This is a genomic window from Haloarcula terrestris, assembly GCF_031624315.1.
GTDB classification, from domain to species: Archaea; Halobacteriota; Halobacteria; order Halobacteriales; family Haloarculaceae; genus Haloarcula; species Haloarcula terrestris.
Genome location: NZ_JAMQOM010000002.1, coordinates 308,324 through 326,151, shown reverse-complemented (window position 1 = coordinate 326,151; position 17,828 = coordinate 308,324). Strand labels below are relative to the sequence as shown.

22 protein-coding genes are annotated in these 17,828 nt (G+C 64.8%); 14 read left to right on the top strand and 8 right to left on the bottom strand.

Annotated elements, in window-relative coordinates:
• Positions 1 to 13: 13 nt before the first annotated feature.
• Positions 14 to 1,069 carry a siroheme decarboxylase subunit beta gene (gene ahbB / locus NDI54_RS05485; protein ID WP_310895466.1) on the bottom strand — a complete coding sequence of 352 codons (1,056 nt, stop codon included), beginning with the start codon at positions 1,067 to 1,069 and terminating at the stop codon, positions 14 to 16.
• Positions 1,070 to 1,170: 101 nt separating this feature from the next.
• Between ahbB and NDI54_RS05480 the strand changes: the two genes are divergently transcribed.
• Positions 1,171 to 1,461, top strand: coding sequence for a DUF7577 domain-containing protein (locus NDI54_RS05480; RefSeq protein ID WP_310895465.1), 291 nt, complete (start codon positions 1,171 to 1,173; stop codon positions 1,459 to 1,461).
• Positions 1,462 to 1,466: 5 nt separating this feature from the next.
• On the opposite strand, the gene NDI54_RS05475 is transcribed toward NDI54_RS05480, so the two are convergent.
• The 3 genes from NDI54_RS05475 to NDI54_RS05465 all read right to left on the bottom strand — a co-directional run bounded on the left by NDI54_RS05475 (position 1,467) and on the right by NDI54_RS05465 (position 2,439).
• Complete coding sequence (locus tag NDI54_RS05475) at positions 1,467 to 1,877, bottom strand: DUF5778 family protein (protein WP_310895464.1); 411 nt, start codon at positions 1,875 to 1,877, stop codon at positions 1,467 to 1,469.
• Between the two features lie 170 nt (positions 1,878 to 2,047).
• Positions 2,048 to 2,242 (bottom strand): cold-shock protein, encoded by a 195-nt coding sequence (locus tag NDI54_RS05470; RefSeq protein ID WP_053967073.1) that lies wholly within the window; start codon positions 2,240 to 2,242, stop codon positions 2,048 to 2,050.
• A gap of 2 nt (positions 2,243 to 2,244) precedes the next feature.
• The gene (locus tag NDI54_RS05465) at positions 2,245 to 2,439 is read right to left on the bottom strand and encodes a cold-shock protein (RefSeq protein ID WP_008312646.1); all 195 of its coding nucleotides are present in this window, start codon (positions 2,437 to 2,439) and stop codon (positions 2,245 to 2,247) included.
• Between the two features lie 115 nt (positions 2,440 to 2,554).
• Between NDI54_RS05465 and uppS the strand changes: the two genes are divergently transcribed.
• Positions 2,555 to 3,481: a polyprenyl diphosphate synthase gene (gene uppS, locus NDI54_RS05460; protein ID WP_310895463.1), complete on the top strand. Its 927-nt coding sequence runs from the start codon at positions 2,555 to 2,557 to the stop codon at positions 3,479 to 3,481.
• Here the strand turns inward: uppS and NDI54_RS05455 are convergent, their stop codons facing one another.
• Complete coding sequence (locus NDI54_RS05455) at positions 3,482 to 4,090, bottom strand: undecaprenyl diphosphate synthase family protein (RefSeq protein ID WP_310895462.1); 609 nt, start codon at positions 4,088 to 4,090, stop codon at positions 3,482 to 3,484. It lies immediately after the preceding gene.
• Between the two features lie 92 nt (positions 4,091 to 4,182).
• On the opposite strand from NDI54_RS05455, the gene NDI54_RS05450 reads away from it, so the two are divergent.
• Positions 4,183 to 5,541, top strand: coding sequence for a DUF92 domain-containing protein (locus NDI54_RS05450; RefSeq protein WP_310895461.1), 1,359 nt, complete (start codon positions 4,183 to 4,185; stop codon positions 5,539 to 5,541).
• On the top strand, positions 5,538 to 5,954 hold the full coding sequence (locus NDI54_RS05445) for a GNAT family N-acetyltransferase (protein ID WP_310895460.1): 417 nt from the start codon (positions 5,538 to 5,540) through the stop codon (positions 5,952 to 5,954). The genes NDI54_RS05450 and NDI54_RS05445 overlap by 4 nt, the downstream gene beginning before the upstream one ends.
• On the opposite strand, the gene dnaG is transcribed toward NDI54_RS05445, so the two are convergent.
• Together dnaG and NDI54_RS05435 are read right to left on the bottom strand one after the other, a co-directional pair.
• Positions 5,951 to 7,297 carry a DNA primase DnaG gene (gene dnaG, locus NDI54_RS05440; protein WP_310895459.1) on the bottom strand — a complete coding sequence of 449 codons (1,347 nt, stop codon included), beginning with the start codon at positions 7,295 to 7,297 and terminating at the stop codon, positions 5,951 to 5,953. The genes NDI54_RS05445 and dnaG overlap by 4 nt on opposite strands.
• 198 nt (positions 7,298 to 7,495) lie before the next feature.
• Positions 7,496 to 8,206 carry a sugar phosphate isomerase/epimerase family protein gene (locus tag NDI54_RS05435; RefSeq protein WP_310895458.1) on the bottom strand — a complete coding sequence of 237 codons (711 nt, stop codon included), beginning with the start codon at positions 8,204 to 8,206 and terminating at the stop codon, positions 7,496 to 7,498.
• Between the two features lie 51 nt (positions 8,207 to 8,257).
• Between NDI54_RS05435 and NDI54_RS05430 the strand changes: the two genes are divergently transcribed.
• The 9 genes from NDI54_RS05430 (at position 8,258) to NDI54_RS05390 (ending at position 15,939) form a co-directional block, all read left to right on the top strand.
• On the top strand, positions 8,258 to 8,602 hold the full coding sequence (locus NDI54_RS05430; protein ID WP_310895457.1) for a tRNA-binding protein: 345 nt from the start codon (positions 8,258 to 8,260) through the stop codon (positions 8,600 to 8,602).
• A gap of 103 nt (positions 8,603 to 8,705) precedes the next feature.
• Complete coding sequence (locus tag NDI54_RS05425) at positions 8,706 to 8,915, top strand: DUF3311 domain-containing protein (RefSeq protein WP_310895456.1); 210 nt, start codon at positions 8,706 to 8,708, stop codon at positions 8,913 to 8,915.
• A gap of 1 nt (position 8,916) precedes the next feature.
• Positions 8,917 to 10,443 (top strand): sodium:solute symporter family protein, encoded by a 1,527-nt coding sequence (locus tag NDI54_RS05420; protein ID WP_310895455.1) that lies wholly within the window; start codon positions 8,917 to 8,919, stop codon positions 10,441 to 10,443.
• Between the two features lie 99 nt (positions 10,444 to 10,542).
• Entirely contained in the window at positions 10,543 to 10,965 is a 423-nt protein-coding gene (locus tag NDI54_RS05415; protein ID WP_310895454.1) for a YgaP family membrane protein, read from the top strand.
• Positions 10,966 to 11,037: 72 nt separating this feature from the next.
• Positions 11,038 to 11,955: an HFX_2341 family transcriptional regulator gene (locus tag NDI54_RS05410; protein ID WP_310895453.1), complete on the top strand. Its 918-nt coding sequence runs from the start codon at positions 11,038 to 11,040 to the stop codon at positions 11,953 to 11,955.
• 53 nt (positions 11,956 to 12,008) lie between these two features.
• Positions 12,009 to 12,320 (top strand): toxin-antitoxin system TumE family protein, encoded by a 312-nt coding sequence (locus tag NDI54_RS05405; RefSeq protein WP_310895452.1) that lies wholly within the window; start codon positions 12,009 to 12,011, stop codon positions 12,318 to 12,320.
• The gene (locus NDI54_RS05400; RefSeq protein ID WP_310895451.1) at positions 12,304 to 12,723 is read left to right on the top strand and encodes an HVO_A0114 family putative DNA-binding protein; all 420 of its coding nucleotides are present in this window, start codon (positions 12,304 to 12,306) and stop codon (positions 12,721 to 12,723) included. Before NDI54_RS05405 ends, NDI54_RS05400 begins: the two co-directional genes overlap by 17 nt.
• A gap of 274 nt (positions 12,724 to 12,997) precedes the next feature.
• Positions 12,998 to 15,670 carry a valine--tRNA ligase gene (locus NDI54_RS05395; protein WP_310895450.1) on the top strand — a complete coding sequence of 891 codons (2,673 nt, stop codon included), beginning with the start codon at positions 12,998 to 13,000 and terminating at the stop codon, positions 15,668 to 15,670.
• Positions 15,671 to 15,762: 92 nt separating this feature from the next.
• The gene (locus NDI54_RS05390) at positions 15,763 to 15,939 is read left to right on the top strand and encodes a hypothetical protein (RefSeq protein WP_310895449.1); all 177 of its coding nucleotides are present in this window, start codon (positions 15,763 to 15,765) and stop codon (positions 15,937 to 15,939) included.
• Positions 15,940 to 15,975: 36 nt separating this feature from the next.
• Here the strand turns inward: NDI54_RS05390 and NDI54_RS05385 are convergent, their stop codons facing one another.
• Positions 15,976 to 16,746, bottom strand: coding sequence for a DUF1405 domain-containing protein (locus NDI54_RS05385; RefSeq protein ID WP_310895448.1), 771 nt, complete (start codon positions 16,744 to 16,746; stop codon positions 15,976 to 15,978).
• Positions 16,747 to 16,841: 95 nt separating this feature from the next.
• Between NDI54_RS05385 and pdxS the strand changes: the two genes are divergently transcribed.
• Positions 16,842 to 17,750: a pyridoxal 5'-phosphate synthase lyase subunit PdxS gene (pdxS, locus tag NDI54_RS05380; protein ID WP_310895447.1), complete on the top strand. Its 909-nt coding sequence runs from the start codon at positions 16,842 to 16,844 to the stop codon at positions 17,748 to 17,750.
• The last annotated feature ends 78 nt before the right edge of the window (positions 17,751 to 17,828 follow it).

Genomic DNA, 17,828 nt, shown 5'->3' with positions numbered 1-17,828 from the left:
TGCATCGGTTCGGTCACGCCGTCTCTGCGTTCTGCCGCGCTCGTTCGTCCAGCCTGATCCCCGTCTTCTTCAGGATGCGCGTCGAGAACAGCGTGTCCCAGTCTTCGTCGGCCACGTCCCAGTGGTCGGCCATCCGGTCGCGGACCTGCTGGATACGCTCCTGGCTCTCTGCTTCGCTTCGCCCGTGGGTCATGGCGAAGAAGTTGTACGGCCAGACGCCGTCGTGGCGGGGCCGCTCGTAGCAGTGGGTCACAAAATCGAACTCGGCGATGGCCTGGCCGACCGCGTCGATTTTCTCGTCGGGCACGTCCCAGACGGTCATGCCGTTCTCGCTGTAACCAAGCGCGTAGTGGTTCGGGATGACGCCGACGCGACGGACCTTCCCCTCCCTGTTGAACCGCTGTATCGTCTCCAGCACCCACTCGACATCGGCGTCGATCTCGTCAGCCACGTCGGCATACGGTGTGGCGGTAATCGGCAGGCCGTCCTGAATCGCCAGGACGAGGTCCAGTTCGTCGGCGGTGAGCGACCGCTGCTCGGTCGGCGTCACGTCCGGTCCCAGGTCCGAGCAGTCGACGGCCTGGGTCTGTGGCCCCTCGACGGGGAATTTCGCGCCGACGTGGAACTCCTGCTGTTTCGGGAGGTTGTACGTCTCCTCGCCGGTTTCGGCCTCGATTTCGGCCAGCACCTCATCGACGCGGGCCTCGTCGGCCACCGAGAGGACGAACCACATGTTCAGATGTGGGTGCTCGCGCTCGTAGTTGTGCGCGACCTCCGGGTGGGCGTTGATTAGCTCGGCGTGTTCGTCGTAGCTGTCCTCGGGGGCGTGGGTCGCGACGAGCGTCGCGGTGCCACCGATGGCTTCGGCGTTGATGAGTGCGCCAAAGCGCGTGAGCACACCCGCGTCGTCGAGTTCCTGGACGCGCTGTAACAGTTCATCGGCGTCGATATCGACGCCGTGGTCGGCGAGGGCCGCCGCGGCCGGTTCGAACGGCCGCTCGACGACCGGGAAGCCGCCCTGGAAGGCGTTCAACACTGCCCGGTCTACTGTCCCGAGGTCTTCGCTCATGCTGAAATCTGGGGGTCCTGCGAATAAAAACAGTCCGGGACAGTCGGTACCAGTATCCGGTTCGGCGGAGTGTTTTACCCCCTTGCGCCCCTACCTCGCGCGTGGCAATCTCGACAGCCGAACTGGCGGTCCGGCTGCTGGTCTACCTGTTCGTCCTGATAGGCGCACCGCTGTCGTTCGTGCTCATGTTCCGGCTCCTCGATTACGCCGCCCACGACACCCTGGTCGAGCAGTTCAGCGGCCAGCAGACCGGGCCAGACACCGGCCAACTCAACGCTTACTTCGAGCAGGCCGCGGTCGAGGCGACGACGTGTCAGTTCTGTGGCGCGGCCAACGGTCCGGACTACACGTACTGTCACAACTGCCAGGAACGGCTGTCACCTCGCAACTGACGCAGCTACTCCCCTTCGACACCCGTGACCGCGTAGCCGGCGTCCTCGATGGACGCAAGAATCCCGTCGTGGTCGGCGGTGGCCTCGTAGTAAAACACCAGATCAAAGGAGCCGTTGCGCAGGAGCTGCTGGCACTCCCAGACGAACTCCTCGCTGTCCAGCGTGAGACCCTGATGCTGGTTCGACGCGAACTCGGCGTCGTCGCTCCCGGAGTAGACGTACGTGTCCGTCGGGTCAAGACCTGCACCCTCGGCGATGAGTTCACCGACCTCAATGGTGGCCTGCATCATCTCGATCTCGTCGCTGCCGTCGTACTCCGTGTGGACGACGGCCCCGTTGAGCTGGATCTCGCCCGGCTCAAGCAGCTGTTTGGTCCGGCGGTAAAGCTCCTCGTCGAGTGCCTCGGCCTCGCTCATACCATGCGGTCGGCGTTGCTGTCCCTAAGACGCTTCGGATTCCGAGCGCTGGTCGGCTCTATCCGAAGATATTCGGTTTGAGAGCGGTCCGAACGAGTAGCGGTGCAAGCACGCGCTACCCGGCCGCGCCGCTCGAACTGCGAACTGCACCGAAAAGCGAGTCGCCTCGTCTACAGTCGAGTGAGGTTCGTCGCTCGCGGGCCTTTGTCTGCCTGTTCGATGTCGAATTCAACTTCTTGCCCTTCTTCTAAGTCCGGGCCGCCGACGTCTTCCATGTGGAAGAACACGTCTTCGTCGGCATCGTCGGTTTCGATGAAACCGTAGCCACCCGTATCGTTGAAGAAGTCGACAGTGCCTGTCGCCATGGTTACAGCCGCGTGAGGTTTTTCGCGCGCGGGCCTTTATCGGCCTGCTCGATCTCGAATTCCACTTCTTGCCCCTCTTCGAGGTCAGGACCTTCGATGTCCTCCATGTGGAAGAAGACGTCCTCGTCGGAGTCCTCGGTATCGATGAAACCGTAACCGCCTGTGTCGTTGAAGAAGTCTACCGTACCGGTCGCCATTGCAATTCGAACGTTAAGCCGGGGTGTATTAAAACTATGCGCATATATTTCGATAGATTAGGGAGGAAATAACTGTAAGCGGGCGCTTCCACAAAGCCCTTATTGAGTGGTTGAAATGTATTCAATGATGCTATCGAGGGGGAAGCGACTGGGCTATGCGGCCTACGAGCGATTGCTCCAGTGGGAACTGTCGGGAACACCGGACCACGTCGCCGTCATTCAGGACGGCAACCGGCGTTACGCGCGGAAACAGGGGACCGAGAAACAGCAGGGCCACACAGAGGGAGCCGAGACGACGGAAGCGCTCCTGAACTGGTGTGACGAACTCGACATCCGCGAAGTGACGCTGTATGCGTTCTCGACTGAGAACTTCGACCGCGACCCCGACGAGCGCGAGCACATCTTCGACCTCGTGGAGCGGAAACTCCGGACGTTTGCCGACGCAGACCGGGTCCACGAGGCCGGCGTCTGCATCCGTGCCATCGGCGAGACGGAGATGCTCCCCGAGCGGGTCCGGGATGCCATCGATTACGCCGAGGGGCGAACGGCCCAGTACGACCAGCTCAACCTCAACGTCGCGCTGGCCTACGGCGGCCGAGCCGAACTGCTCGGCGCGGCCCGCGACGTTGCCACTGCCGTCGAAAACGAGACCCTCGACCCGGCGGAGGTTTCCGCCGAAACCATCGAAGAGCGGCTCTACGAGGGACCCACCCGCGATGTCGACCTCATCGTCCGGACCGGCGGCGACGAGCGCACCTCGAATTTCCTGCCGTGGCACGCAAACGGCAACGAGGCCGCCACGTTCTTCTGTGCTCCCTTCTGGCCGGAGTTCCGGAAGGTCGATTTCCTGCGGGCGATCCGCACGTACCAGAACCGCGAGCAATCCTGGCGGACGACCCGTGCCGAGCGGTCGCTTGCACTGGTTCGTGCCATCGAGCAGTCGGAACTACCGACGGCCAAACGGATGCTCGGGCGGTTCCGCGACACGCTCCCCAGTGCCGAGCGCGAACAACTGGACGAAGAATACGACCTCGTGGACTAGCTACCGACCGAACCGACGCTGGCGTTCCTGATAATCCCGCAGCGCCCGCAAGTAATCCCGCAATCTGAAGTTCTGCCAGTTCACGTCCGTGAAGTACAGTTCCGAATACACGGACTGCCAGATCATGAAATCCGAGAGCCGTTCGGCCCCGGTCTTGATGACGAGGTCCGGGTTAGTCGGGAAGACGAGATGCTCCTCGACCGCGGCCTCGTCGATGTCGTCCGGGTCGAGGCTGCCGTCGTCGACGCTTTCGGCGAGTTTCTGGACGGCCGTCGCGAACTCCGATTGCCCGCCCAGGCCGATAGAGATCTGGATCGGGGCGTCGGCGGTCGTCTCGTCGTCCGGCACTCTGACCGCTATCTCCCGGGGCGCGGTGACGTTTTCGAGTTCGCGCTGGAGCGTCGGAATCGCCTCCTCGTCGAGAACGCTCACGTAGACGACGACGGTGTCGGTCCCGTACTGGACGGTCCAGTCGAAGAAGCGTTCGAGCGTGGCATAGGCACCGTCGCCGAGCAGGTCCCGCTCCGTGATGACCAGCGCGACCGTCTCGGGGAGGGCGGCGTCGCTCATCCGCACGCGCGTAGCGAGATATCGGTCGTATAGTCCCACGCCCGCCGGTATGCTGACAGCCCCAGTAAATCCAACGGTACCGTCCCCACAGTTCGGAAAGGGTAAGTGCCTCTCGGGGATACCGGTGGCACGTGACTGGCACAGTCCGTCGGGCAGGCGCGTTCGCCGCCGTGGGGACCCTCGCGGTCGCCGTCCCGGCCGCAACGGGCCTTCGCTCGCTCGAATTCGCGACTGTCGCCGCTATCGCACCCTTCGTCCTCGTCGCCGCGCTCGCAGTGACCGCCATCGGACAGGACTCGCGGCTGTTCGACCTGTTCGCGCGCCCCGGTGACTACGAGGACGGGAAACTGTACGGCCTGGCGGCCTTCTCGCTTGCCGCCGCCGGGCTCGCGCTGCTGGCCGTTCGGTTCAGCTTACCGGTGCCGTTGTTCGTCGGCGTCGTCGTCATCGTCGCCTACGGGAACCTCGGCCAGCGGCTCGCCTACACCGTCCGCTCCGACGAGGTGGTCGCGACCGCGGGCTTCGTCCTCGTCGGCTTCGTCGCCGGCGTCACGGGGCAGGTGCTCGGAACGCAGATCCAGGCCGCCGTCGGTGAGGGGACGGCCGCCATCGACCTCCCGTTAGTACTGTTTCTCGCCGCCAGCGGCGCGTTCGTCGCCGCACTGCTTCGCTCGGTGCTGTTCGAGCGCGACGACCCGCTCGTGATGCTCACGGTGGGACTGCTGCTGTGGCTGTTTTTCGAACTCGACCCGTCGGTGACGGCCCAGCGCGTCGTCATCGCACTCGCCGTGACAGTACTGCTTGGCTATCTCTCCTATGCGCTCGACACCGCATCGCTTCCGGGGATGCTCACCGGCGTCCTCCTCTCCTTTTTGACCATCGTGCTCGGCGGCTTCGGCTGGTTCGCCATGCTGATCTCCTTTTTCGGACTCGGTGGCCTCTCGACGAAGTACCGCTACGAGGAGAAACTTGACCGCGGCATCGCCGAGGAGAACGAGGGCGCACGCGGGAGTGGGAACGTGCTCGCAAACTCCATCGTCGCGCTGTTCGCCGTCGTCGCCGCGGCGGCGAGCCCGAGCCACATCGCCGTCGACCCGCTGCTGTTCTTCTATGCCTTCGCCGGAGCCGTCGCCGCCGCGATGACCGACACCTTCTCCAGCGAGTTCGGCGGGCTCTACGACAACCCGCGACTTATTACCACGCTGAAACCCGTCGAGCCGGGCACTGACGGCGGCGTCACCTGGCAGGGCGTCGCCGCCGGAGCCGTCGGCGCGGGCATCATTGCCGGCATCGCCGCGCTCACGCAGGACATCGGCACGGTCGGCGGCGGCGTCATCCTCCTGTGTGGGCTGGTCGGCATGACTGTCGACAGCCTGCTGGGCGCGACCGTGGAGGGGTCGGTCGTCGGCAACCAGGGCGTCAACATGCTCGCGACGCTGGCGGCCGCGCTGGCCGGTGCCGGCCTCGTCCTCGCCGTCGGCCTGCTATGATTCGCGAAGCCCGTCCCGAAGACGAGGCCCGGATCCGGGCCATCCAGACGAACGCGCTCGACGAGCCGTGGCCGGAACTCCTCGGGGTCGGAATCGATGGCCCGCCGCTCGTGCTAGTGCTCGACATCGGTGAGCCACTCGGCTACGCGCTGGTGGTTCCGGACCACCCGGTCGCGTACCTGGCGGAGTTCGCGATCACGCCCGGAAAACAGGGGCAGGGCCTCGGGACGACACTGATGGACGGCTTACTCGACCGACTCCGGGTCGGTGGGTTCGAGACGGTCAGACTCACGGCCCGCGCAGACGACGAGCGGGCACGCTCTTTTTATAATGGGTTCGAGTTCTCGATGGCTGACGACCTACCAGATCACTACGACGACGGCGACGGCGTGTTGCTCGTTCGGGACCTCTAACCTTCGATGCGAACTTGCACGGCCGTCGGCTGTTTGACGTACTCGCCGTGACCGGCGGCGACGACGACTCCGACGCTGCGCTGGGCGGCAACATCGAGGAGTTTCTGCGTGCAGTCGCCATCGATGACGACAGTCCGGGGGACCTCGTCGGCGGATTCCAGCAGCGAGACGACATCGTCGGCGTCGCCCTCCGCGAGCAGCGTCGCGTCCTCGTCGACCAACCTGGCGGTCCCGCTGTGGGCCTGGATAACGGCTTCGATGTGGTCCGAAAGCGAAGGGATAGCTGGTTCGTCGCCACCCGCGTCCGTGTCCTCGTCTGGAGCGGCGTCCGTTACGGCGACTGTCTCCGCGTCCTCGGCCACAGTCCCGTCACTCGTCTCGGCCTGCGCCGTCTCAGTCTGGACCGTCCCGGCTTGCGCATCGGGCGCGGACTGGCTGTCAGCGGTGTCCTCCGACGGCGTGGCCGTCACGGCACCGCCGTCGGCAGTTGTCGACTCACCGGAGTGGGTCATCTCCTCGCGGATGCTATCGAGGCTCTTGGCGCTTGCGACCGTCTCGTAGGGGACCTTATCTCGCAGTGCGGACATCACCTCGCTGCGGGAGAGGTCCTCGACGGACTTGCCGCCAGGTGTGACGGCGACGTAGTCAACGTCGCCGACCTGGGCGAGTTCCTTCAGAATGAGATCCCCGCCGCGGTCGCCGTCAAGGAACGAGGTCACCGTGCGGCCGGCCGTCAGGTCCGCGATGGCGTCGGGAACGTCCGTTCCCTCGACCGCGACGGCGTTCTTGATCCCGTATTTGAGCAGTTGCAACACGTCAGAGCGGCCTTCAACGATAACAATCGCGTCGGAGTCGGCCACCCGCGGCCCGGCCGGGAGTCCCTCGTAGTCGGTCACGTCGGCGACCCGGACCTGCTGTCTGACCGTCTCGACGATGTCCTCGGTCCGGATCGATTTCTCCTCGAAGTCGTTCAGCAGTTCCGTCGCGCGCTCGACGACTTCGCGTCGCTTGGCGCTCCGTACGTCCTCGATCTCCGCGACCTCGATCTGGGCACGGCACGGTCCCACTTGTTCGATTGTCTCTAACGCGGCCGCGAGGATCGCCGTTTCAACCCGATCGAGGCCGCTCGCGACGGTGATCTCGCCGAAGGACTGTCCCCCTTCGGAGTGGATCTCCACGTCGATGCGGCCGACCTTCTTCGAGTCCTGCAGGTCCCGCAGGTCCAGTTCGTCCCCGAGCAGCCCTTCCGTCTGGCCGAACACCGCGCCGACGACATCGCTGCGCTCGACGACCCCCGCCGCGGTGATGTCGGCATGTATCAGATATTTCGCCGTGTCTTGCATGATTGTCCTGTTTTCCAGCCCGTCGAACGGTGTTCCGACGGACTGCTGTCACTATACTGATGTTGGATAGTACAGCGGAATAACCTTGCGCACGCGAGCCGACGGCCGACGGTGTTGTAGTGGAGCGGCAATCTACACCGTCTCGGTGAACCGCGGACGACGCTCTCCCGCAGACTGGGCCGGCCGAGCGGTCGGCTGTTACTCCAGCAGCGGGCGCATCCCGTCGATACCGGCCTGGATAGCGTCGAGCGGGTCCTCGGGGTTGTCGTGTTCGAAGACGAGCCATTCGGTGCCGGCCTCGCGGGCCGCGTCGACCACGGCCTGCAGCGGCACGACCCCCTCACCGAGGGCGGTCGGCTCCCCATCTTCAGTCATGTCTTTGAGATGGACGACGGGAACGCGCCCGTCGAGCCGCCCGAGCAGTGCGACCGGGTCCTGACCCGCCGCGTGCGCCCAGCCGGCGTCGAACTCGAAGCCGATATCCGTCTGGTCGACGAGCGCATCGAAGGCGGTGCCGTCGCCGAGCGGGACGAACTCGTGGTCGTGGTTGTGATACAGTAGCGGGCGGTCCACATCTTCGGCGAGCATCCCAAGCAGCGTCGCCGTCGACTCGACGGTGCTTTCGCTGGCGAAGTGGTCCTCATCGAGATATGGGAGGACGACGTACGGGGCATCGAGCGTGCGAACCTCATTGCGGACCGTTCGAGCGTCGGACTGCAGGTCCTCTAGTTGCACGTGGACGCCGGCGATGCCGAGTCCCGTTTCGTCGAGCGCGCGCCGGGACGCGCCCGGGTCACCGATGCCGGCGAACTCGACGCCGTCGTAGCCAGCGGCCGCAATGCGGTCGAGTACGGCCGATAGCGGCGTTTCGAGGTCACGGAGCGTCCAGAGCTGGATCGCTGTTTGCATACCATCGCTGAGAGCGCTGTCGTAAAATAACTGGACATACTACCGGGGGATATGGGATTTACTGAAACCGAGATCGATCCCGCACGGTTTCTCGAAGACGTAGAGATGCGTATCGGCGAGATCGTCGCTGTCGAGCCGTTCCCCGAAGCGCGCAAGGACGTGTACAAACTCGACGTGGAGTTCGGCGACGAGACCCGTCAGTCCGCCGCGGGACTGACCGACGTGTACGACCCGGAGGACCTGCTGGGGTCACAGGTCGTCGCCGTCGTCAACCTCGGGACGGTCTCTATCGCCGGCTTCGAGAGCGAGTGTCTGGTCACCGGCGTCGACAGCGAGGAAGGCGTCGTCCACCTGACACCCGAGCGGGAGGTCGAACCCGGGACACGGGTGTATTGAACACGATTCTGTGACGCGAACGCATTGAAGACGATTGTTCTTCAACGAGAGTGAGTGAAGGTTCGTTACCCATTAGTACCGGCAGTGGCTAGTCAGTCGTAATATGAGTACGGTCAGGGCTGTTGGGTGGACAGTCGTCGCGCTCGTGTTGATGGCGCTGGCAGTGCCGTGGTTCCTCTGGGACAGCAGCGCACTCGCTGCGGGGCTGCCGGTGTGGCTGTGGTGGCACGTCGGCTGGATGGCGCTGGCGAGCGTCGTCTTCGCCGTCTTCGCGCGCACCGACTGGGGACTTGGCGTCGAGGAGGTGAACTGAGATGGCCGACACCGCGCTCCGGTTAGGCATCGTCGCCGCGTACATGGTGGTCGCGCTCGCGGTGGGCGCTGTCGCCTACCGACTCACCGAGCGCACCGCCGAGGACTACTACCTGGCGAGCCGGACGCTTGGCACAGTCGTCCTGCTGTTCACGACGTTTGCGACGCTGCTGTCAGCGTTTACCTTCTTCGGCGGCCCGAACCTCGCGTTCAGCGCCGGCCCCGAGTGGATTCTGGTGATGGGGCTGATGGACGGCATCATCTTCGCCGTCCTCTGGTACGTGCTGGGGTACAAGCAGTGGCTGGTCGGCAAGCGCCACGGGTACGTCACGCTGGGGGAGATGCTGGGCGACCGGTTCGGCTCGACGGCGCTGCGGGTCGTCGTCGCCGCCGTGAGCCTGTTCTGGCTGTTCCCGTACGTGATGCTCCAGCAGAAGGGAGCCGGACAGGCCATCGTCGGCCTCACGAACGGCGCGGTTCCGTTCTGGGTCGGGGCCGGCGGCATCACCCTGTTCATGATCGCCTACGTCGCGCTCTCGGGGATGCGCGGCGTCGCCTGGACGGACACGCTCCAGGGGCTGTTCATGCTCTCGCTCGTCTGGGTCGCCGTCGCCTGGGTCCTCTCGGCGGTCGGCGGCGCGGGCGCAGCGACCGCACTGGTCGCCGACTCGAACCCCGAGTTCCTCTCGCTGGGCGGCGGCCTCTACACGCCACAGTACATCATCTCGACCGCGGTCAGCATCGCCTTCGGCGTGACGATGTTCCCCCAGATAAACCAGCGCTTCTTCGCCGCCGGGTCGAAGAAAGTGCTCAAGCGAACGTTCGCGCTCTGGCCGGTGCTCGTTCTCCTCCTGTTCGTCCCGGCGTTCATGCTGGGCACGTGGGCAGCGGGACTCGGCGTGACGGTGCCGGAGGGCGGCAACGTCATCCCCGCGCTACTGGGCGAGTACACGCCGACGTGGTTCACCGCGCTGGTCATCGCCGGCGCGATGGCCGCGATGATGTCCTCCAGCGACTCGATGCTGCTGTCGGGATCGTCGTACTTGACGCGGGACCTCTACCGGCCGCTGACCGGCCGCGGCGACGCGAGCGCCGAACAGACCGACCGACGCGAGGCACTCGTCGCCCGTATCGGCGTGGTCGCCTTCGCGACCCTCTCGTTCGTCGCGAGCCTCTACACGCCGGGGACGCTGGTCCAGATCGGCGACACCGCCTTCAGCGGCTTCGCCCAGCTAACCGTCCCCGTCGCGCTCGCGCTGTACTGGCAGCGGACCACTCGCTCGGGGATGTACGCCGGCGTGATCGGTAGCCAGGTGTTCTACGGCCTGCACGTCTTCCCGGTGATCGGGACGATTGCGGGACTGCTCGGCCTCAATGTCGCACTGCCGACGGCGTACCTGGGCTGGACGCCCGGCGTCGTGGGCATCCTGGTCGGCCTCGTGCTGACGGTCGCTGTCTCGCTAGTGACCGCCCCCGCCGCGACCGAGAACCGCACCGCCTACGCCGTTTCCGGCATCGAAAGCGACTGAGGCGCTCTGGGACCGAGTGCCGACGCTCGGCGGGACAATCACCGGACAGCAGCCGCCGGACATGTAAACCTACAAAAGCGTCCAGACCAATGTACCGATATGGACTCCGATAAGAACGTCGGCGGTCGCGACCGCCTGATCCGAGCCGGACTGGCTGTCCTCCTGACAATCGTCTCCCTGCGCTGGCTTCGCAGCGGGAAGCGCAAGCGCGGCCTGCTCGCCGGCATCGGCGCGCTCGGCCTGGGATTCAACGCCTCGACGGGCTACTGTGGCCTCAACGACACGCTCGACATCGACACGACGGCCGGTGACAACGATGACGTGTTCGCGCCGGACGACGAACCGGCGACCGACGAGTCGGCGGACGTGAGCGTGGATTTCAGTTCCTCCGACAACACTGAGACCTCGAAGGTCCACGCCAACGGCACGCTGACCTGCGCCGTCTGCGAGGATCCCATCGTTCCCGGCGAGCGTCGCGGTCCGAACGACCAAGGCGACACCGTTCACGAGACCTGCGAGTAACGCGCTGTCGAACGGCGCGCTGGACGGAGTGAGTCTGGTTCTTTTTATAACCGCCGCCCCAGCGTTTCAGGTATGCAGACCCACATCGTCCCGGTCGGGTTCGACTACGACCGGCTCATCGCGCCGCTCGTGCGCGAGCAACTCGACGTGGACCGCGTCGTCCTGCTGGAGGGCGCGGTCGGCAGCGAGGCCAACGTCGAGTACTCGCGCAACCTCGCCGAAAAGTTGGAGAAAGACTACCAGAACCTGCTCGGGGCCGAAACCGAGCGGTTCGTCGTCGCCGACGTGTACGACTACGACGAGGCCTTCGAGCAGGCCTTCGAACTCATCAACGCCGAACTCGACGCGGGCAGCGAGGTGTGGGTCAACGTCTCCGCGATGCCCCGGACCGTCTCCTTTGCCTTCGCGACCGCGGCCCACTCGATCATGGTCGAACGCGAGGGCGACCGGGACCGCATCCACACCTACTACACGGTTCCCGAGAAGTACCTCGAAACCGAACTCGCCGAGGAGCTACGCAAACAGATCGACATGCTGGAAGACATGCGTACCGGCGAGGACGTGGACGAGCGCGTCGACGAGCGGCTCGAAACCGCCCGGGACCTGCTGGCGGAGTTCGACGAGCGCGGGACGACCATCGGCGCGAAGGAGATCGACGGCTCCCACATCGTCGAACTTCCGGTCGCTTCCTTCTCGAACGTCAAGCCCTTCGAAGAAGTGATTCTCTTTACGCTCGGCGAACACGGCGAGTTCGAGTCCGTCTCGGAACTGGCCCAGCAACTGGCCCGGGACATGGGCGAGGAGTACACCGACTCCTTCCGCTCGAAGGTCATCTACAACGTCGACCGGCTTGGCCCCGGCGGGAAGGGCTACATCGAGCAGGAAGACCACGGGAAGTCCTACCGGACGACGCTCTCACGCATCGGGCAACTGTGGGTCCGTGCCCACTCCGCCGAGGACCGCGAGCATCGCGAGCCCGACCTGCCGTGAGACCGTTGTGATTCGTACCAACACTTTTCGTGTTGGAGGTCATACCAACACCTATGTCCGGGGGCGACGAGGCACAGCGTGTCCTCGAAGTCACGAAAGACTTCGGTGACCGCTACGCCGAAATCAGCGCCTACCGCGTCCCCGAGTCAGACCGCTATCCGGAGGGCATCAAGTACTCGATGCAGTACGGGAACGCCGCGGGCGAGACCATCGTTCGCTACGACAATTTCCCTGACCATCCCGACGCGCCGCACCATCACAAGCACCACGCTGACGGGACAGTGACGGGCATCGATTTCGATGGGCTTCGGCCCCTCTTTCAGCGGTTCAAATCCGAGGTGAACGAACATGGCCACGACTGGTAACTCCGATACGACAGACAGGACACTGCACATCCGGTTCCGCGAGGGACGAGACGACCGCATCGAAGACGCCCTCGCTGCGCTCGACCGGGACGAAGCGCCGGAGCCGTACTTCGAGGTCGTGTACAACGATCCAGCCGACGTTCATCGCGTGACGCGGCCAAAGTCTCTCGAACTCCTGCGAGCAATCGTCCAGCACGACCCCGGGAGTATCCGCGAGACGGCACGACTCGTGGACCGGGATGTCAGCCAGGTACACCGGAACCTGAAGGAACTCGAAGAGCTTCACCTCGTAGAACTCCTCGACGACGGGCAGTCGAAACGGCCGTCGGTCTGGTACGAGGCCATCGATATCGACCTCCCGCTCGTGTCACCGGACACCGGCTCCGACGAAGTGACAGTCTGAGTACGGTGTCGGATGTCCCACAGAGATACGGCCTCGCTCCCATCCGATAATATGGGACAACCATCCACGGAACGCCGGCGAAAACCGAAGTCGTTAATCCTGCCGTTGGCAGACTACTAGACAGATGGTGCGTCGACTCTCCCGAACGCTGGTTCTCGCGCCCGTCGGTGTAGGGGTCCCCACGCCCCACACCACCCCCACCTATCGACGCACGCACCGCTGATAACCACGCCGCAGTCCGCTGCTATCCGGGTGTTACACCCACCGTTTGAATATGAGTGACACACAGGACCCACCGCAGGACGAATCGACCACAGACGAATCGGAGAACGCCCTCGACGGGGAGTACGACCCCCGCGAGATAGAGCCGGAGTGGCAGGACCAGTGGGTCGCGGACAAGACCTACGCCTACGACGAGGACGCTGACACCCGCTTCACTATCGATACGCCACCGCCGACGGTGTCCGGCAATCTCCACATGGGCCACCTCTATCAGTTCACGCTACAGGACTTCGTGGCCCGCTTCCACCGGATGCGCGATGACACCGTCTACTTCCCCTTCGGCTACGACGACAACGGCATCGCCTCGGAACGGCTCACCGAGCGCGAACTCGACATTCGACATCAGGAGTATCCGCGACGGGAGTTCCAGGAGAAGTGCCGCGATGTGTGTACGGCGTTCGAGGACGAGTTCACTGAGGACGTGCAGTCGCTGGCGATTTCCATCGACTGGGACAACACCTACAAGACCATCGCGCCGGATGTCCAGCGGGTCTCGCAACTATCCTTCCTCGACCTCTACGAGCAGGGCCGGGAGTACCGCCAGCGCGCACCGACCATCTGGTGTCCGGACTGTGAGACCGCCATCTCGCAGGTCGAACAGGAAGACAAGGACAAGTCGACGCTGTTCAACGACATCGCCTTCGACCTCGTCGAGACCGGCGAGGGGGCGGCCGACGAGGACGCGACGTTCACCATCTCGACGACCCGTCCGGAACTGCTGCCGGCGTGTGTCGCCGTCTTCGTCCACCCCGACGACGACGCGAACCAGCACCTCGTCGGCGGCAGTGCGCGGGTGCCCATCTTCGAACAAGAGGTGCCCATCATCGCCGACGAGCGCGTCGACATGGAGACCGGCAGCGGCATCGTGATGTGCTGTACGTTCGGCGACCAGAACGACATCGAGTGGTATCAGGCCCACGACCTGCCGCTCCGCCTGGCCATCGACGAGTCCGCGACGATGACCGACCTCGCCGGCGAGTACGAGGGGATGCACACCACCGAGGCCCGCGAGGCCATCATCGAGGACCTGCGCGAGGAGGGGTCACTGCTCGAAAGCCGCGACCACGACCACACCGTCCAGGTCCACGAGCGCTGTGAAGAGGAAGTCGAGTACCTCGTCACCGAGCAGTGGTACATCGAACTGCTCGATAAGAAAGAAGAGTACATCGAAGCCGGCCGCCAGATGGAGTGGTTCCCCGAGAAGATGGCGACCCGCTACGAGCACTGGATCGAAGGGCTCGAATGGGACTGGTGTATCTCCCGCCAGCGCGACTCGGGCATCCCGATTCCGGTGTGGTACTGCGACGACTGCGGCGAACCCGTGATGGCCGAGCGCGAGCAGCTCCCGGTCGACCCGCTGTCGGACGATCCGCCGGTCGATGCCTGCCCCCACTGCGGCCACGACTCGCTGACGCCCGAGGAAGACGTGTTCGATACGTGGGCGACCTCATCCCTGACGCCGCTCGTGAATGCCGGGTGGGACTGGGACGCCGACAGCGAGGCGTTTACCTGGGACAACCCCGAACTCTACCCCTTCGATCTCCGCCCGCAGGGCCACGACATCATCTCGTTCTGGCTGTTCCACACCGTCGTCAAGTGCTACGAGCACACCGGCGAGGTGCCCTTCGAGAACGTGATGATAAACGGGATGGTGTTAGACGAGAACCGCGAGGCGATGTCCAAATCCAAGGGCAACGTCATCCCGCCGAGCGAGGTCTTAGAGAAGTTCCCGGTCGACGCCACGCGCTACTGGGCCGCCGGCACTTCCATCGGCGACGACTTCCCGTACAAGGAGGGCGACCTGGAGGCCGGCGAGCGCCTCCTCCAGAAGCTCTGGAACGCTTCGCGGCTGGTCGACCAGCTCACGCCAGCGAGTCAGCCCGACGAGCCCGAGAACCTGGCCGCGGTCGACGAGTGGCTGCTGGCCGAGCTGGACGCCACTATCGAGTCGATCACGACGAAGTTCGAGGACTACGAGTTCTCGAAGGCCCGGAACGAACTCCGGTCCTTTTTCTGGAACACGTTCTGTGACGACTACCTCGAAATCGCCAAGCAGCGGTTGTCCGAGGGAGGCGACACCTCGACCGAGTTCACGCTGCTGCAGGCCCACCGGACCTTCCTGCAACTGTTCGCGCCGTTCCTCCCGCACATCACGGAGGAGCTGTGGGACCGTCTCTACGACGAGGACAGCTCGATTCACACGACGGACTGGCCGACGGCGGGCGGTTACGACGCCGACCTCGAAGCGGGCGAGACGGCGATGGAAGTCGTCTCCGCGCTCCGGCGGTACAAGACCGAGAACGGCCTGCCGCTGAACGCCGACCTCGACCACGTCGAGGTGTTCGGCCACATCGGCGGCTTCGAGGACGCCGTCGCCGAGGCGATGCACGTCGCCCAACTGGACACCTACGACGAGACTCCGGACATCACGACCGAAGTCAGCGGCATCGATCTGGACTACTCCATCGTCGGCCCCGAGTTCGGGAGCGAGGTCGGCGCTATCGACGCCGCCATCGAGGACGGTGACTACGAGATCGACGGCGACGAACTCCACGTGGCCGGCGTCACGCTCACCGACGAGATGTTCGCCGTCGAGGAGTCACGGACCTACTCCGGAGAGGGCGAGATGACCGAAACCGAGAGCGCCGTCGTCGTGGTTCGGTAAGCGCGGCGCGGTTTTCTTGTCGCAGCATCACCGCGTTCGCACCCATCGCCGCGACCAGTAGCATCAAGGCCTGCGGTCCGGTCATTTGGACCATGCGAACGGAGGAAGCTATTCGGGACCGAATCGAGACGCTGCAGGACGAGTACGACAGGCACGACCCGCCATCAACCGAGATGGAGGACGAAGCCGAGGTCGCCATCTTGCGTGCTATCGAGGAACTGGAGTGGGTCCTCGATGAGCGCGAGGCCGAAGACGGCTTCACGACCTGAGCGCGGCCAGTGAAACGGCGGGTGCAGGTCCAGCGTTCACGCCTGCCGCTTTACCTTCTCTACGCGCGTCGCCAGTGCCAGAAACGTCGCCATGAGCGTCAGCACGACCGCCCAGCCGGCCGCAAGGTCGTGGGCGAGCACCGTGTGGTCGAACCCGCCGGCTGCGACCAGCGGCTCGGCCCGTAGCCAGGTGTGGTGTGGCCCGTCGAGAATCGGGACGAAGTAGTCCACGATATCGTTGAAGCCGTACCAGCCGACGGCGACGGCGACGGACGCGACCGAAAAGCTCGCGTAGCGGTGGATGAGGAATGCTTCGGCGGCCATCGCCAGGTGGCTCAGAATCAGGAACCAGTAGAGCCAGATCGGGATCCCGCCGGGACCGTTGAGGACCAGCTGGACGTACGGCGTCCAGAGGCCGAGCTTGATACAGCCGAAGAAGCCGAGCATGTGGAGCCACTCCGTGTTCCAGTCGAGCCGCCACGCGACCAGCGAAAGCCCGATGAACAGCGTCGCGACGGGCGAGTCCGGAATCAGGGGGTAGGCAGCCAGCGGGGCCGCGCCGAGTTGGCCCTCCACGAGCGGCGGGGCCGTGTTCAGCGGTCGGCCGGCGTAGTACCAGAAACCGAACAGTGTCCCGACCAGATTGACCAGCGCGATAGGCCAGGCCAGTCGGAGCCCGACGTTTTCCAGCCACGCCGGCAGCGGTGCGACGTACCGCGGTAACCCTTCGGCGTCGGGGAGCCGCCGGCTGAACACCCGTGCGACAGCCGCGTCGATGCGCCCGCCGACACCCTCGTCCGGAGCCATGTCGATGCAGTGGGGGGACGCGATGAAAACGGTAGTGGTCGATGGCGTCCGTTGGAAGGACACGCGTTAAGTAAATCCAGTCCCAATTCCGGATAATGAGTGACGAAACCGATATAGAGGACCTCCGCCGCGGGACCGACCTCGTCAAACGCGGCTTCGCGAAGATGCAGAAGGGCGGCGTCATCATGGACGTTGTCAACCGAGAGCAGGCCCGCATCGCCGAGGACGCCGGCGCGGTCGCCGTGATGCACCTGGAGTCGGTGCCGGCCGACATCCGCAAGCGCGGCGGCGTCGCCCGCATGGCCGACCCCGGCATGCTCGAAGAGGTCATCGAGGAAGTGTCGATTCCGGTGATGGGCAAGGCCCGCATCGGCCACACCGCCGAGGCACAGATTCTGGAAGCCGCGGGCGCGGACATGGTCGACGAGTCCGAGGTACTGACCCAGGCCGACGACCGCTACCACATCGACAAGCGCGAGTTCACCGCGCCCTTTGTCTGTGGCGCGCGCAACCTCGCCGAGGCGCTCCGTCGCATCGACGAGGGTGCAGCGATGATCCGCACGAAGGGCGAGGCAGGGACTGGCGACGTGAACCAGGCCGTGACTCACCAGCGCAACATCCAGCGCTCCATCGGGATGCTTGAGGGAATGGCCCACGAGGAGCGCGACGAGTGGGCACGCGAACACGGCGCACCCCGGCGACTCGTCCACGAGACGGCTGATCGCGGTCGGCTGCCGGTCGTCAACTTCGCGGCCGGCGGCATCGCGACGCCCGCCGACGCTGCCCTGATGATGCAACACGGCTGCGACGGCATCTTCGTCGGTTCGGGCATCTTCGGCGCGGAGAACCCCCAGGCGATGGGCGAGTCCATCGTCGCGGCGGTCAACAACTACGACGACCCCGAACAGCTCAAGGAGATCGCGAAGAACCCCGGCAAGGGAATGAAGGGACAGGCGAACGCGGACTTAGACGAGGAAGAGCAGTTGCAGGGCCGCGGCGTCTAACCGGGCCAGCCCGCGTCGGAGCTTTTCTGTTCGCTGTCAGGCGGTAGCGACAGCCTACTCGAGCAAAGACGAAGACAC